Annotated in this window: 12 protein-coding genes; 7 read left to right on the top strand and 5 right to left on the bottom strand. The window is 61.3% G+C overall.

All coding sequences use genetic code 11. The features are described from left to right. Nucleotides 1-56 precede the first annotated feature (56 nt). Complete coding sequence (locus tag ACODTO_RS26590; RefSeq protein WP_139649853.1) at nt 57-398, top strand: zinc ribbon domain-containing protein YjdM; 342 nt, start codon at nt 57-59, stop codon at nt 396-398. Between the two features lie 202 nt (nt 399-600). Then, entirely contained in the window at nt 601-858 is a 258-nt protein-coding gene (locus tag ACODTO_RS26585) for a PA4570 family protein (protein ID WP_024780768.1), read from the top strand. Between the two features lie 117 nt (nt 859-975). Here ACODTO_RS26585 and bamJ read toward each other — a convergent pair whose 3' ends face one another. The 4 genes from bamJ to ACODTO_RS26565 form a co-directional block, all read right to left on the bottom strand. Further along, a complete protein-coding gene (bamJ, locus tag ACODTO_RS26580) occupies nt 976-1,593 on the bottom strand; it encodes a BamJ family beta-barrel-assembly machinery protein (RefSeq protein WP_024780767.1) in 618 nt (205 codons plus the stop codon). Between the two features lie 356 nt (nt 1,594-1,949). After that, entirely contained in the window at nt 1,950-2,438 is a 489-nt protein-coding gene (locus ACODTO_RS26575) for a TIGR00645 family protein (protein ID WP_003185611.1), read from the bottom strand. A 123-nt stretch (nt 2,439-2,561) separates the two neighbouring features. Next, nucleotides 2,562-2,903, bottom strand: coding sequence for a PA4575 family protein (locus tag ACODTO_RS26570; protein WP_139649855.1), 342 nt, complete (start codon nt 2,901-2,903; stop codon nt 2,562-2,564). 314 nt (nt 2,904-3,217) lie between these two features. After that, a complete protein-coding gene (locus ACODTO_RS26565) occupies nt 3,218-5,656 on the bottom strand; it encodes a Lon protease family protein (protein WP_041022758.1) in 2,439 nt (812 codons plus the stop codon). 294 nt (nt 5,657-5,950) lie between these two features. Here ACODTO_RS26565 and ACODTO_RS26560 point away from each other — a divergent pair, with 294 nt between their 5' ends. The 4 genes from ACODTO_RS26560 (at nt 5,951) to ACODTO_RS26545 (ending at nt 9,579) form a co-directional block, all read left to right on the top strand. Further along, nucleotides 5,951-6,439 carry a DUF3015 domain-containing protein gene (locus ACODTO_RS26560; RefSeq protein WP_041022759.1) on the top strand — a complete coding sequence of 163 codons (489 nt, stop codon included), beginning with the start codon at nt 5,951-5,953 and terminating at the stop codon, nt 6,437-6,439. An 88-nt stretch (nt 6,440-6,527) separates the two neighbouring features. Then, entirely contained in the window at nt 6,528-8,381 is a 1,854-nt protein-coding gene (locus ACODTO_RS26555) for an Lnb N-terminal periplasmic domain-containing protein (RefSeq protein ID WP_489107300.1), read from the top strand. Nucleotides 8,382-8,660: 279 nt separating this feature from the next. Further along, on the top strand, nt 8,661-9,017 hold the full coding sequence (locus tag ACODTO_RS26550) for a hypothetical protein (protein WP_041022761.1): 357 nt from the start codon (nt 8,661-8,663) through the stop codon (nt 9,015-9,017). Between the two features lie 70 nt (nt 9,018-9,087). Further along, nucleotides 9,088-9,579 (top strand): GreA/GreB family elongation factor, encoded by a 492-nt coding sequence (locus tag ACODTO_RS26545; protein WP_139649864.1) that lies wholly within the window; start codon nt 9,088-9,090, stop codon nt 9,577-9,579. Between the two features lie 174 nt (nt 9,580-9,753). Here ACODTO_RS26545 and ettA read toward each other — a convergent pair whose 3' ends face one another. Beyond that, nucleotides 9,754-11,418, bottom strand: a complete 1,665-nt coding sequence (gene ettA / locus ACODTO_RS26540) for an energy-dependent translational throttle protein EttA (RefSeq protein ID WP_041022763.1) — start codon at nt 11,416-11,418, stop codon at nt 9,754-9,756. Nucleotides 11,419-11,690: 272 nt separating this feature from the next. Here ettA and ACODTO_RS26535 point away from each other — a divergent pair, with 272 nt between their 5' ends. Then, nucleotides 11,691-15,539 (top strand): sensor domain-containing protein, encoded by a 3,849-nt coding sequence (locus tag ACODTO_RS26535; protein WP_175364004.1) that lies wholly within the window; start codon nt 11,691-11,693, stop codon nt 15,537-15,539. The last annotated feature ends 70 nt before the right edge of the window (nt 15,540-15,609 follow it).

The following is a 15,609-nucleotide window of genomic DNA, read 5'->3' as shown; positions in this document are numbered from 1 at the left end:
AAAAAAACCCTATATAATGTGCGCCCTTTTGCCCTCCTGATACCCAAGGAACCTTAGTGAGCACGTTGCCACCCTGCCCGAAATGCAATTCCGAATACACTTACGAAGACGGTACCCAACTGGTCTGCCCGGAGTGTGCCCACGAATGGTCTGCCAGCGGCGAAGTCGAAGCGGCGTCCGATGACACCGTGAAGAAAGACTCGGTCGGCAACGTCCTGCAGGACGGCGACACCATTACCGTGATCAAGGACCTCAAGGTCAAGGGCACGTCGCTGGTGGTCAAGGTGGGCACCAAGGTCAAGAACATCCGCCTGTGCGACGGCGATCATGACATCGACTGCAAGATCGATGGCATCGGCCCGATGAAACTCAAATCCGAGTTTGTCAGAAAAGTCTGAGCCTTCTGTATACCATCCCACGCCTCGCGTGGGATGGTGCCTCGCCCTCCCCGCCTCAGCCCCGCTCTGCACATGCCAGCCAAACGCCAGTCGCCGCGAGCTGCGACAACCCATCGTCAGAAAACAAACCGGAATACAAATAGAGCCTTGCTATTTCGATAATAAGAATTATTCTCATCAAACCATCAAGGAGATGAGAACCATGACTTATTTGATCGATGCCTGGCTGGACCGCCCACATCCCTACCTCAGGATCCTGCATCGGGAAACCGGGGAAGTCTGTGCGGTGCTTGAAGAAGAAGCCTTGAGCGAACTACAGGATCAGGGAGATCTGGACATCAACAGCCTGAACTCCAGCGAACCGCTGGTGCTCAAGGAGCTGGTGCGAAACCTGTTCCTGTTCTGCTATGCCCGGGCATTGCGCCCGACGAGTGATTTCAATGGCAAGTTTCACGGATGAGCACACAAGCCCTGTGGGAGCGAGCCCGCTCGCGATGACGGCGTGTCAGTCAACATTAACTCGACTGACTGACCGCCATCGCGAGCAAACCCGCTCCCACAAAGGCCTGCTATTGCCTTACAGAACGTCCAGCAGTTCGACGTCGAACACCAGAACGCTGTGCGGCGGAATGCTGCCAACGCCCTGGGCGCCGTAAGCCAGTTCGCTCGGCACGTACAGGCGCCATTTGCTGCCGGCATTCATCAGTTGCAGCGCCTCGGTCCAGCCTGGGATCACGCCGCCCACCGGGAATTCGGCTGGCTGGCCACGATCGTAGGAGCTGTCGAACACAGTGCCATCGATCAGGGTGCCGTGGTAGTGGGTACGCACCTGGTCTTCACGGGTCGGCTTGGCGCCTTCACCCTGGGTCAGCACTTCAAATTGCAGGCCCGAAGCCAGGGTGGTGATGCCGTCGCGCTTGGCATTTTCAGCCAGGAACGCACGACCTTCGCCCGCAGCGGCTTCGGCTTTGGCGGCCGCTTCGGCCTGCATGATTTCGCGGATGACCTTGAAGCTGGCGGACATTTCTTCCTGGCCCACACGGCTTGGCTTGCCGGCGAAGGCGTCGGTCAGGCCGGCCAGGATCGCATCCAGGCTGACGCCCGGTGGCGGGTTGTCGCGCAACTGGTCGCCCAGTTGACGGCCAATGCCGTAGCTGACGCGGGTTTCGTCGGTGGACAGGTTAACTTCGGACATGCTGCTGCTCCGCTGTGCGGACGGCTCGGGAATGGCCGTGCGTGACACAGCGCCTCCCGGAGCGCCCGGAACCAAAAGGGCGAGCAGACTAGCACAGATGCCATGACGGATGACGAGCGCCCACGTCAAAGTGACTCGCCGGAAACGACGACGCCCGCCTGCCTCTCGACAGACGGGCGCTGTGCCAATGGGGGTCTAGTGGCCTGTGTGGCTAATTCGTTTACTCAACTTCGGCGCCAGGACTTGCCAGGCTGCGTTGCCATTCCTTGCCGTAGCGGGGCTACGACTCGTCATGGCGCCTTGCCTGGCAAGCCCTGGCACTCGAATTTGAGTACTCGAATTAGCCGTACAGGCCACTAGTGCTTGGTCAGCTTGTCCAGGTAGCCCATGGCGAACGCTGACACCACGAAGGTCATGTGGATGATCACGTACCACTTCAGGTGTTCGGGATCGACGTTCTTGGCGTCCATGAAAATGCGCAGCAGGTGGATGGAGGAAATGGCCACGATGGAGGCGGCGACTTTCATCTTCAGGGATGAAGAGTCCATGGTGCCCAGCCAGTTGAGCTTTTCCTTGTCGGAATCGATGTCCAGTTGCGAGACGAAGTTCTCGTAGCCGGAAATCATCACCATCACCAACAGGCCGCCCACCAGCGCCATGTCGATCAGCGACAGCAGCACCAGGATCAGGTCGGACTCGGCCATGGAAAACACGTTGGGGATGACGTGAAAGACTTCCTGGAAGAATTTCAACGCCAGGGCCAACAGTCCCAGGGACAGCCCGAAGTAGATCGGCGCCAGCAGCCAACGGGAGGCGTACATTGCATTTTCGATAAAGCGTTCCATTGAATCTCACACCAGGGACAGAAAATGGCGGCGAGTATATCAGCCACGACGGGCCCCACAAACGCCGGGGCCGTCCCTGGCCGCTGTCTCTGGTGTCAGGTTCCGAGTGCCGGAATCCGCTCCTCAATGGGGCGGACGGAATTCGAAGCCGCCGGCACTGCGGCAACGACCGCCATTGATCTCGCGTAGCTGGGCTTGCATGTGCAGGCACCAGATCTGTGGGTCGTTGGCCAGCTCATAACCATGCAAGGTCAGCGCCTGGACGATGGTGTCGAGGATGGATTCGGCGGCATTCGGGCCGGGAAACGGGCCTTGGGCCTTGAGGGCGGAAGGTTGTTCACCGGCCATTCCGGCGGCGAACAACAGGGTCCACATGCCGGTATCTCCCGCCAGCGGACGAATGGCGCATTCGATACGCGTGACAAGACCCAGGCATTGACGGGTGAGGCAAAGGTTGCGCGACATGGCGGCGCCCCTCAGTGATACGGTATTCAGCCCCGGGGGGAGGCTGTTTCGATCCGATGATGACTCTCGTTATCCTTGAACTGAGGATAGAAGAAAAGTTCCGCTTGCAAGCCAAGCGAGACCAGAAGGCGCCGAATGGTCATAGTGTGAATATTGACGCCAAGAGCGTGGCATTTTCCACAAGAAATGACCGCAAAACCTATTGTGGGAGCGGGTTTGCTCGCGAAGACGGAATACCAGTCGACATGACCGTGACTGACATACCGCCTTCGCGAACAAGCCCGCTCCCACATGGATCGCCTATTCGATGAGCATCAAGCCGGCTTGGTCTCCGCCAAGGCTTCTTGCGCCAGTTCCTTTTCCGCCTCCTTGATGTCGTCTTCGCTGATCATCTCGGCGATTACCCTCAGCCGCTCCACCACGCGGGCGTTGACGCTGCCCTCCGGGAACTCACCGTTCTCATCCGGCTCACCCGCGGGCTCACCCACCAGCAGGCTCAGGGCCTCGTCGGCCTGGCGCACGGCATACACATGGAACTGCCCCGCCCGGACGGCGGCCAGCACCTTCTCATCGAGCATCAGGGTAGCGACGTTGGCCTGGGGAATGATTGCCCCCTGTTCGCCGGTCAGCCCACGGGCTTCACAGAGACGGAAGAAGCCTTCGATCTTCTCGTTGACCCCACCCACCGCCTGCACTTCCCCGAACTGGTTGATCGAGCCGGTGATAGCGAAGCACTGCTTCAACGGTGTCTTCGACAACGCGGAAATCAGCGTGCAAGCCTCGCCCAGGGAGGCGCTGTCGCCGTCGACATACCCGTAGGACTGCTCCAGGGCGATACTGGCCGAAATCGCCAACGGGAATTCCTGGGCGTAGCGGCTGCCCAGGTAACCGGTCAGGATCATCACGCCCTTGGAGTGAATCGGCTGGCCGAGGTTGACCTCACGCTCGATGTCGACGATACCGCTGCCGCCCGGGTACACCGTGGCGGAGATCCGCGCCGGCACACCGAACGCCGAGTCGCCCACCTCCAGCACCGTCAACCCGTTGCATTTGCCGACGGCCGCACCGTCGGTGTCGATCAGGATGATCCCCGCCAGCATGTCGTCGAGGATCCGCGCCGAAACCCGCCCGGTGCGGGTGGCCTTGGCCTTGAGGGCGCGCTCGATGTGGCCGGCGTCGGTCATCTCGTCACCGGCCAGTTGACGGATGAAATCCGCCTCGCTGACCAGTTGGAACAGATCGCCGATACGGGCCGACAAGCGTCCCTGGTGTTCGGCCAGGCGGGCACTGTAGGTGGCCAGGCGCGCCACCGCATCGGCGGTCAGCGGCGCCATGCCTTCTTCCGAGGTGCGGGTCTTGAGCAACTGGGCGAACTGCTCCAGGCTTTCGTCGCCCATCGGGATGTCTTCGTCGAAGTCCACCAGCACGCGAAACATTTCCTGGAAGTCCGAATCCAGGTCCTGCAAGGCGTAGTAGAGCTGGCGAGCGCCGATGATCACGACCTTGACCTGCAACGGGATGTGCTGCGGCGTGAGGGTCACCGTGGCCAACCGGCCCAGCTCGCCCAGGGGTGACTCCATTTTCAGCTTGCGCGATTGCAGGGCACGCTTGAGCGCGTCCCACACGAACGGCTCGCCGAGCATTTTTTCCGCTTCGAGGATCAGGAAGCCACCGTTGGCCCGATGCAAGGCACCGGGACGCAGCTGCCGATACGTGGTGTAGAGCGCGCCTTGGTCGGTGCTGTACTCGATGCGCCCGAACAGGTTGTCGTAGGTCGGGTGCGGTTCGAACACCACCGGTGCGCCGCCGCTCGCCGGATGCCCCACTACCAGGCTCGGCGCATATTGCTCCTCCAGCATTTTGCGAGCGATGGCGTCGGTCTTGCTGTCGTCCACCAGTTGCTCGACCACCGTGCGGAGCAGGTTGACCTGCATCGCCTGCAGGTAACCACAGACTGCCGCGTTCTCCGCGTATTTTTCCGACAGCGGCGCCAACAGGGGTTGCAGCGCCAGGGTGATGGTTTCTTCGTTGAGCTGGCGCAACTGGTTGCTGGATTCACGCTTCCATTGCGGCAGGCTGGCGAGTTCTTCGTTCAGACGCTCTTCCAGGCCGGAGATGTCTTCATGGAAACGCTCGCGCTCGGACTCAGGCAACTGGGCGAATTCCGCTTCATCCAGGGCCTTGCCGTCGCTCATCGGGGTGAAAGCGATATTGCTGCTGTCACGGTACAGCGCGACATCCTTCTCCAGGGCCAGGCGCTCGATGACATCCAGGGCGCGGTCATAGCGCTGGTTGAATGCCCGGTCGATGGCGCTTTTTTTCTGTTGGTAGGACGGGTGCTCGAAGACCGCCGGAAAGGTCGACAGCAGGTTGTCGATCAGGCCATTGATGTCGCTGATGAACGCACCAGCGGTGCCCGAAGGCAGCTCCAGGGCCCGGGGTTCGCGAGGCTCATCGAAGTTGTTGACGTAGACCCAGTCCGCCGGCGTCTGCAGGCGCTTGCCTTCGGCCTTGAGATAGCGTTTTACGAATGAAAACCGGCCGGTGCCGGGTTCGCCCATGACAAATACGTTGTAACCGGGGCGGGGCATGGCCACGCCGAACTGCAATGCTTCGACCGCACGCTCCTGGCCAAGCACACCGCGGAAGGGCTCCAGATCATTGGTGGTAGAGAAGCTGAACTGTTCAGCGGAAAACGGACGGGTCAGCGCTTCGGGCGCTAGACGCAAGCTGGCAGCAACAGGATCAGGCATCGGGCTTCCTTACATCAGGCGGGGCAGATAACGGCATTCTGGCGCCGCCCGTACCTGACTGGCAAGGAGCGCCTCAGGTCAAAGCATAGTCAACCGGCCAGGCCCTCACCGAAGTCGAGCCCCGTAACCTCATGACTTGCAGGATAGTTTTTGCAAAATGTCACGGAACCCTCGGATCGTGCCTAAACTCCAAACTGCGCGGCTGGAACAATAACCGGCCCACTGGCACGAGTGGTTGAGGCCACGAAGGCGCCAGACCCTGTCCATTGGTATGCACATAAAGAGAACATAGCTATGAAACGGATTCTTCTCGGTACTCTCTTCACCGCTGTATCCCTCAACGCCATGGCTCAGGCGCCGGGCGGGCCGGATTGCGGCTGGGGCAACATGCTGTTCGAAGGTCAGCGTGGCACCCCGGCTCACTTCCTCGCTTCCACCACCAACGGCACCTCCGGCAACGCCACCTTTGGTATGACCTCCGGCACCAACGGCTGCTCGACCAACGCGGCACTGACCTACGGCGGCAAGTCCTGGCTGTCCATGAATGGAATGATGAACGAGCTGTCCGAAGACATGGCCAAGGGTCAGGGCGAAGCGCTGACCACCTATGCCGTGGTACTGGGTGTGGCGCCAGAAGATCGCGCCCACTTCTCCGCTGTGACCCACGAGCACTTCCAGCAGATCTTCAGCAAGGCTGACGTGACCGCAGAAGACGTGCATACCAATACCCTGGCCGTACTGAAAAACGATCCTCGCCTGGCCAAGTACGCCACTCAAGCTTAAGCTCGACCCCACTCGCTCCCTTCGGGGAGCGGGTTTTCTTTTTTGGGCCCATCCGGTCTTTATTTTTCGACTTTCCAAGTAGCCGACTATGCTCAAACGCCTTGCCTGGCTGGCGCTCTGTGTGTGCGCCCCATTGTCCGCCGCACCTCATGCCGACCCTCAACGTTTGCAGCAATTGGCCAATGACCGCTTCTGGATTTCCCTGGGCCACTACGAAACCGCCAAGCTCGGTGGCTGGCGCAGCTACGTCAGCGACAGGAAATTCTTCCTGGCACCCGACGGCAACGAACATCCCGACCATGAACTGACCGCCACGCTGCAGGCCCTTTACGGCCCGACCAGCGCCGGCCAACAACATGCCCAGTGCGTGTACCCGGCGCGCACGCGCTGGCTCAAGGCACAGCTCAATCTGACCGATCTGCCGGTGGTCGACTGCAGCGAGTTCAGCCAATGGTTCAAGGACGTCTCCCCCCACAGCGCGGTGATGATTTTCCCGGCCGCCTACCTGAACAGCCCGTCGTCGATGTTCGGCCATACCCTGTTGCGCATCGACCAGGCCGACGTGCAACGGGACAAGACCGCCCTGCTGAGCTACGCGATCAATTTCGGCGCCTACATCGAAGGGTCGGACAACAGCATCATCTACGCCTGGAAAGGTTTGATGGGTGGCTATCCCGGCCTGTTCGCCCTGGTGCCCTACCAGGAGAAACTGTCCGAGTACCGTAGCCTGGAGAACCGCGACCTGTGGGAGTACCGCCTCAACCTGAGCCCGGAGGAAACCGAGCGCATGGTCGAGCACGTCTGGGAACTCAAGCAGATCCAGTTCGACTATTTTTTCTTCGATGAAAACTGCTCATACCGCCTGCTCGAACTGCTGCAAGTGGCCCGTCCAAGCCTGCGCCTGACCGAACAGTTCCCGCTGACGGCGATCCCCACCGACACCGTCAAGGCCGTGAAGGAAGCCGGGTTGGTGGAGAGTGTCGAATATCGGCCGTCCCGCGAGCGAGAACTGCTCAGCCGCGCCGAGCCGCTCACCGATGATGAACAACAATGGGTGCTGAAGGTCAGCGCCGACCAAAAGCAATTGCAAGCCCCCGAATTCAAGGCGCTGCCCCGCGAACGCCAGGCATTGATCGTTGATGCGGCCTATCGCCTGGAGCGTTACCGCGCCAACGGCCAGGAACGCGACCCGCAACGCGCCCAGCGCAGTTTCGAACTGTTGCGGGCGATCAACCAGAACCCTGCCCCGGAGCTCGATATTCCTCAACCGGGCCTGCCCGAGAACGGCCATGAATCACGCACCTGGCAGGCCGGCCTCGGCACCCGAGGTGACCGGGCGTTCGGCGAATATGGCTTGCGCATGGCTTATCACGACCTCAATGACAATGGCGACAGTTTCCCCCTGGGGGCGCAGATTGAAATCCTGCAATTGAAGCTGCGCCAGTACGAAGGCAACGACTGGCAGGTGCAGCGCCTGGACCTGGCGACCATCCGCTCCCTGACGCCACGCAATGAGTTGCTGCAACCGCTGTCCTGGCAGGTCACCGGGGGCCTGGAACGGGTGCCGGGCAAGCACGACGATGAAACCCTGGTCAGCCACGTCAATGGTGGTGCCGGCGGCACCTGGGCCCTAGGCGAGGATGTGCTGGGGTTTGCCCTGGGCACGGTGCGGGTGGAACACAACAACGACTTCGCCCAATTCATCGCCCCGGCCACCGGGTTCAACAGCGGCGTGTTGTGGAAAAACCCGCTGGGCAATCTGAGCCTGGAGGCCAAGGGGGACTATTTCTTCAACGGCGAGGTGCGCCGCAGCCTGAGCCTGAATCAACAGTGGGAACTGTCCCGCAACCTCGGCCTGCGCCTGAGCGCCCAGCGGGCGTTCAGCCACCAGGCCTCGCCGGAGAACGAGGTGATGCTTGAGGTGAAGTGGTATCACTATTGATCAGGCAAGGCCCAATGCCAGTCAATTAATCACAATACTTGTGGGAGCCGAGCTTGCTCGCGATGAGGGCGCGTCAATCGCCAACGATGCTGACGGGTCCACCGCTATCGCGAGAAAACTCGGCTCCCACAGGTGGTACGGCGCCTGGTCTTTATGGATTGGCATCCGATTAAACCCACCGGCAACATAACGAACAGATTAATCACAGCGGTTTCACATCGACCTGACGAATCCGCTTCTAGACTTCCTGTATATGGGCATGCGGCAGGAAGGCAGGAAATGAGGCGCGCGGTAGCGGTACTGGCAGTATTGATGTTGCTTGGCGGCTGTGAGACCACCCATGAGGACCTGATCGCCCGAGGTTATCCGCCGGCGTTCGCCGACGGCTTCGATGACGGCTGCAGCAGTGGCCGGCAAGCCGCCGGCGCGATCACCGGCCAGTTCCGCAAAGACGTCCCGCGCTACCTCAAGGATCCTCGCTACGCCGAAGGCTGGAGCGACGGCTTCCGACAATGCCAGGCCATGCGGGAAAGTGAAGACCGTGACGCCTACCGCGACCGTCACTGGGATGAACGCGAGCGCGCCTGGCAGCAGGAAAAGGACCGCGACGCCGCCCGGGCCTATCGCTCGCAGTGAGTCGCGCATAGACATCCGTCGAAACCAAAAGCCTGCGACCATGGCCCAAACTCCAAGAGAGGAGAACAGCATGAGTCGTGCTTTCGTCAACGAAGACAGCGCCGCGGCCCAGGCCGATCAACCGGTCGAACGCCAGGTCAGCGCGCAACCCAACTACGTCACGCCCACCGGGTTCGCCCAGCTGCAGGCCCGGGTTGCCGAGCTACAGACGCTACACAGCCAACAGGCAGCCCGCAAAGACCTGGCGGACAAACAGCGCCTCGCGGACCTGGAACGGGATCTGCGCTATTTCAATCAACGCCTGCAAAGCGCACAAGTCATTACGACAACCTCAACGGATCAGGTGCGGATCGGCCACTGGGTGACCTTTGTCGATGAGCATGACCATGAGCAGCGCGTGCAACTGGTGGGCGAAGACCAGGCCGATGCGGCCACTGGGCTGATCAATTGGGGCTCGCCGCTGGGGCGGGCGTTGCTGGGGAGCAAGGTTGGGGATGAAGTGGTCTGGAAGCGGCCGGTGGGGGATATGGCGATTGAGGTGGTGGCGATAGAGCCGGGGTGATTCTGCTGGCCTTATCGCCAGCCAGCACACAATGGGTGCCCTGCCAAGAAACCACTGTGGGTGCGAGCCCTGCTCGCGATCCCGGTGGGTCAGGCAACATGAATGTTGATTGAACCGACGCTATCGCGAGCAGGGCTCGCTCCCACAGGTTTTGTGGCTTACCGGCTGATGGAATCAGGCCAGCTTCTTGTGCCGTACCCGATGTGGCTGGGCAGCGGCTTCGCCGAGGCGCTTCTTGCGATCGGCTTCGTACTCGGTGTAGTTGCCCTCGAAGAACACCGCTTGGGAGTCGTCTTCATACGCCAGGATGTGGGTTGCCACGCGGTCGAGGAACCACCGATCGTGGGAGATCACAATGGCGGCGCCCGGGAAGTCCAGCAAGGCTTCTTCCAGGGAACGCAGGGTTTCGACGTCGAGGTCGTTGGACGGTTCGTCGAGCAGCAGGACGTTGCCACCCTCCTTCAAGGTCAACGCCAGGTGCAGACGACCGCGCTCACCACCGGACAGGTCCTTGACGAACTTCTGCTGGTCGCCGCCCTTGAAGTTGAAGCGGCCCACGTAGGTGCGCGACGGGATTTCGTAGTTGCCGATGCGGATCTGGTCGGAACCGTCGGAGATCTGCTGGAACACCGTCTTGCTGCCGTCCAGGTCTTCGCGGCTCTGGTCGACGCACGCCAGCTGCACGGTTTCACCGACTTCGATGGTGCCCGAGTCCGGTGTTTCCTTGCCCATCAGCATGCGGAACAACGTGGATTTACCCGCGCCGTTACCACCGATCACACCGACGATGGCGCCTTTGGGCATGGAGAACGACAGGTTGTCGATCAACACGCGATCGCCGTAGCCCTTGGTGACGTTCTTGAATTCGATGACCTTGTCACCCAGGCGCGGACCAGCCGGGATGTAGATCTCGTTGGTTTCGCTGCGCTTCTGGAATTCCTGGGACTGCATTTCCTCGAAGCGTTGCAGACGAGCCTTGGATTTGGACTGGCGGGCCTTGGCGCCTTTGCGCACCCACTCCAGTTCTTCCTTCATGGCCTTTTCATGGGCCGACTGCTGCTTGGATTCCTGGGCCAGACGATCGGACTTGGCTTCCAGCCAGCCCGAATAGTTGCCCTCGTACGGAATGCCCGCGCCGCGGTCGAGTTCCAGGATCCAGCCGGCGACGTTGTCCAGGAAGTAACGGTCGTGGGTAATCGCCACCACGGTGCCCGGGAAGTCGTGCAGGAAGTGTTCGAGCCAGGCGACGGAGTCGGCGTCCAGGTGGTTGGTCGGTTCGTCGAGCAGCAGCATGTCCGGGGCGGACAGCAACAGGCGGCACAGGGCCACACGGCGCTTTTCACCGCCGGACAGGTGTTCGACCTTCGCTTCCCAGGCCGGCAGGCGCAGGGCATCGGCGGCGACTTCCAGCTGGCGCTCCAGGTTATGGCCATCGCTGGCCTGCAGAATCGCTTCGAGCTTGGCCTGTTCGGCGGCCAGCTTGTCGAAGTCGGCATCCGGGTCAGCGTAGGCGGCATAGACCTCGTCCAGGCGCGCCTGAGCGTCCTTGATCACGCTTACCGCTTCCTCGACCACTTCACGCACGGTCTTGGTCGGGTCCAGTTGAGGTTCCTGGGGCAGGTAGCCGATGTTCAGGTCCGGCATTGGACGGGCTTCGCCGTCGAATTCGGTATCGACGCCAGCCATGATCTTCAGCAGCGTGGACTTACCCGAACCGTTGAGGCCCAGCACGCCGATCTTGGCGCCGGGGAAAAATGAGAGCGAAATATTTTTCAGGATTTCCCGCTTCGGCGGAACAACTTTGCTCAGCCGATGCATGGTGAAGACGTATTGAGCCATGGTGAACCTAGCGTCTGTGACAGGTGAAAAGAACGAACCAGGCCATGCACGGCGCCGGCAGTTGACGGTCATCAATGCCAGCGGGGCAGATAAAGCCTGGGGATCTGGAGCTGGAACGCTCTTGTTTGACCGGCAAAGCTACCTCAACCGTCCGTCAAGGTCCAGCCACCAGGGACTGGCACTTTGCCACAACTCAAGGCATGCTAGCCGCCCTTCGGGCGTCCGGCTTATAGTGCGTGTCGCGCCAGTCCAGCAAACCGCAGGATTACAGCTTGTCCAACGTCACGCCGACCCTGTCCCCACGCGCACCGGATACCGTGCCCGGCTCGCCCCTGCGCGGGACATTGAAGGGCGCGCTGGCCACCCTGGTGCTGCTGTTGCTCGGATTGCTCTTCTGGCAGTTGCTCGATCAACTGCGCGTCACCCAGCAGCAACAGCGCCAATACACCATCGACTACACCGCCGACCTGGCCGCGCAAGTCAGCCTGAACATGGCCCTGAACGCGCAAATCGCCCTCAACCTGCTACCGATCGTCGAACAACCGCAGACAGCCGACGAACAGCAGGTGCTGTTGCACAAGCTCCAGCAGTCACTGCCCCAACTGCGCAGCCTGGCATTGCTGAGCCCTTCCGGCATGGTACTCAGCGACACCGACCCCGACAGCCACGATGCCGGCTACCTCAGCGAGCTGGTGCACCGCAGTCGTGACCAGGCGCACTACTTCAGTAACACCGACGACGGCTCCGTGGTGCATCTCCTGTTGCACCAGTCCACAGGCAACACCCGCGGTTACTGGGCCCTGCGCCTGACCCCGAGTTTTTTCTCCACGCTCATCAAACAGGTCGATACGGGTTTGCGCCCGCTATGGCTGGTGGAAAACCGCCTCAACCAGCAAATCGTCAGCCGTGACGAAAGCCTGCCGTCGATCAGCCCCTCGCACCTGTCGCCGGACGATCTGACCAATACCGTGCTCACCGTGCCCCTGAGCAGCAGCGACTGGCAATTACGGGGGTTGTTCGACCGTCGCCAGGTGCTTGAACAACTGCTGCCAGCCTTCATCGGCAAGTGTCTGCTGGGCCTGGCGTTTTCGATGCTGCCGTTGATCGCGCTGCTGAGCATGCGTCGGCGCCAGCGGCAACTGCACGAAGGTCGCCGGCGTTACCAGGACATTTTCGAAGGCACCGGCGTAGCCCTGTGTGTACTCGACCTCTCCAGTCTCAAGTCATTCTTTGCCCGCGCAGGCCTGCACAATGGCGATCAATTGCGGGCGTGGATGACCGTCCCGCACCAGCTCGAGCAACTGCAACAGGAAGTGCGCATTACCGAAGTCAACCAGATGGCGCTGCAGTTGCTCAACGTCGACTCCTGTGAACAGGCCTGGCAGTTGCTGGTGGGCAAGGGGCCGCAGGACAACAACCCCGTTGGCCCGCAACTGCTCGAAACGCTGCTTGACCAGCACAAGCAGTTGGAACTGGAGATCAAGCTCCAGGATGCCCACGGCCGTGACCAGCATCTCTGGCTGGTACTGCGCCTGCCGGAAAAACAGGACGACTACAACGCCGTTATCCTGAGCATCAACGACATCACCAGCCGCAAGCTGATCGAACTCTCGCTGCTCGAGCGCGAAGGCTTCTGGTCCGACGTGGTGCGGACCGTGCCGGATCATCTCTATGTGCAGGACGTCATCAGCCAGCGGATGATCTTCAGCAACCACCACCTGGGCCAGACCCTGGGGTACGACCGCAACGAACTGCACCAGATGGGCGAATACTTCTGGGAAATCCTGCTGCACAGCGACGACGCCGATCACTACCACACGCTGCGCCAGGAACAACGGCGAGGCGGTTATGCGCACCTGTTGCAATGCCAGTTGCGCTTCCGCCATCGCGATGGCAAATGGCGACGCTTCGACATCCGTGAACAGGCCCTGGCCCGGGACCGACACGATCAGGTGACGCGGATCATCGGCGTGGCGAAGGATGTCACCGAGCAGATCGAGGCCAGCGAGTCTCTGCGTGACAGCGAACAGCGCTACCGAATGCTCGCCGAGAGCATCAGCGACGTGATTTTTTCCACCGACAGCAAGCTTTCACTCAACTACGTCAGCCCGTCGGTGCAAGCGGTACTGGGTTACAACGCCGACTGGATCTTCCAGAACGGCTGGCAGTCGACCATCGCCAATCCGCAGCAACTGACCGGGATCTATACCCTGATGGACCGGGTCAGCAAGGCCCTCGACAAACCCGGGCAACTGGCCGAACTGCGCAACCAGATGCAAACCCAATTGTTCCTGTTCGACTGCCTGCGTGCCGACGGACGCAAGATCCCTATCGAACTGCGGCTGGTACTGGTCTGGGATGATTCCGGCGGGTTCGAAGGCGTGCTCGGCGTCGGCCGCGACATCAGCCAGCAACGGCGCGCCGAAAAAGACCTGCGCATGGCCGCCACGGTATTCGAGCATTCGACCTCGGCGATTCTGATCACCGACCCGGCCGGTTACATTGTCCAGGCCAACGAAGCCTTCAGCCGGGTCAGTGGCTACGCAGTGTCCCAGGTGCTGGACCAGTTGCCGAACATGCTGACCGTGGACGAGCAGCAGGAAGCCCACTTGCGCTACGTGCTCAAGCAACTGCAACAGCACAGCACCTGGGAAGGCGAGGTCTGGCTCAAGCGCCGCAACGGCGAACACTACCCGGCCTGGGTCGGCATCACGGCGGTGCTGGATGATGAAGGCGACCTGGCCAGCTACGTGTGCTTTTTCAGCGACATCAGCGAGCGCAAGGCCAGCGAGCAGCGCATCCATCGCCTGGCCTATTACGACGCCCTCACCCACCTGCCCAACCGCACGCTGTTCCAGGATCGCCTGCACACCGCGCTGCAATCGGCCGAGCGGCAGAAGAACTGGGTCGTGCTGATGTTCCTCGACCTTGACCGGTTCAAACCGATCAACGACTCCCTGGGCCATGCCGCCGGCGACCGGATGCTCAAGGACATGGCCACACGGCTGCTCGGCTGCGTCACCGACGACGACACCGTGGCGCGCATGGGCGGCGACGAGTTCACCCTGCTGCTGGAGCCGCGCTCCAGCCGGGAACTGGCGCTGAACCGGGCCATTACCGTGGCCGAGCAGATCCTCGCCAGTCTGGTCCGGCCATTCGTGCTCGAAGGCCGGGAGTTCTTCGTCACCGCCAGTATCGGCATCGCCTTGAGTCCCCAGGACGGCAACGAACTGAGCCAACTGATGAAAAACGCCGACACGGCGATGTATCACGCCAAGGAGCGTGGCAAGAACAACTTCCAGTTCTATCAGGCCGACATGAACGCCAGCGCCCTGGAGCGACTGGAACTGGAAAGCGACCTGCGTCACGCCCTCGAGCAGAACGAGTTCGTGCTGTATTACCAACCGCAGTTCAGCGGCGATGGCAAACGTTTGACCGGTGCCGAGGCCTTGCTGCGCTGGCGTCATCCGCGGCGTGGGCTGGTGCCGCCGGGGGACTTCATCCCGGTGCTCGAAGAACTGGGCCTGGTGGTGGACGTCGGCGACTGGGTCATCGACGAAGCCTGCCGGCAGCTCAAGACCTGGCACCAGGCCAAGGTCCGGGTGCCGAAAGTCTCGGTCAATATCTCGGCCCGGCAGTTCTCCGATGGCCAGTTGGGTACGCGAATCGCCAATATCCTGCGCAGCACCGGCCTGTCACCGGCCTGCCTGGAGCTGGAGTTGACGGAAAGTATCCTGATGCGCGAAGTCAGCGAAGCGATGCAGATCCTGGCCGGGTTGAAAAACCTAGGCCTGAGCATCGCCGTGGATGACTTCGGCACCGGCTATTCGTCGCTCAACTACCTCAAGCAATTCCCCATCGACGTGCTGAAGATCGATCGCACCTTCGTCGACGGCCTGCCGTCCGGCGAACAGGACGCGCAGATCGCCCGGGCGATCATCGCCATGGCCCACAGCCTCAACCTGGCCGTGATCGCCGAAGGCGTCGAGACCCACGAACAACTCGACTTCCTGCGTGAACACGGCTGCGACGAAGTCCAGGGCTACCTGTTCGGTCGCCCGATGCCCGCCCACCGGTTCGAAGCGCAGTTCAGCAATGATGCGCTGTTCATGCTCGATTGAGGCCCTATGGCGCCTGGGCGGGCCTCATCGCGAGCAGGCTCGCTCCCACGGGGAAACGCTTTGCAATATG

Source organism: Pseudomonas sp. FG13, assembly GCF_057809755.1.
This window is presented reverse-complemented; position numbering and strand designations above follow the sequence as displayed.

Bases quoted from the DNA above. Each gene is read 5' to 3' on its own strand.
- ACODTO_RS26585 (WP_024780768.1), top strand. From the start codon at position 601: ATGACTTATTTGATCGATGCCTGGCTGGACCGCCCACATCCCTACCTC.
- bamJ (WP_024780767.1), bottom strand. From the start codon at position 1,593: ATGTCCGAAGTTAACCTGTCCACCGACGAAACCCGCGTCAGCTACGGC.
- ACODTO_RS26575 (WP_003185611.1), bottom strand. From the start codon at position 2,438: ATGGAACGCTTTATCGAAAATGCAATGTACGCCTCCCGTTGGCTGCTG.
- ACODTO_RS26570 (WP_139649855.1), bottom strand. From the start codon at position 2,903: ATGTCGCGCAACCTTTGCCTCACCCGTCAATGCCTGGGTCTTGTCACG.
- ACODTO_RS26565 (WP_041022758.1), bottom strand. From the start codon at position 5,656: ATGCCTGATCCTGTTGCTGCCAGCTTGCGTCTAGCGCCCGAAGCGCTG.
- ACODTO_RS26560 (WP_041022759.1), top strand. From the start codon at position 5,951: ATGAAACGGATTCTTCTCGGTACTCTCTTCACCGCTGTATCCCTCAAC.
- ACODTO_RS26555 (WP_489107300.1), top strand. From the start codon at position 6,528: ATGCTCAAACGCCTTGCCTGGCTGGCGCTCTGTGTGTGCGCCCCATTG.
- ACODTO_RS26550 (WP_041022761.1), top strand. From the start codon at position 8,661: ATGAGGCGCGCGGTAGCGGTACTGGCAGTATTGATGTTGCTTGGCGGC.
- ACODTO_RS26545 (WP_139649864.1), top strand. From the start codon at position 9,088: ATGAGTCGTGCTTTCGTCAACGAAGACAGCGCCGCGGCCCAGGCCGAT.
- ettA (WP_041022763.1), bottom strand. From the start codon at position 11,418: ATGGCTCAATACGTCTTCACCATGCATCGGCTGAGCAAAGTTGTTCCG.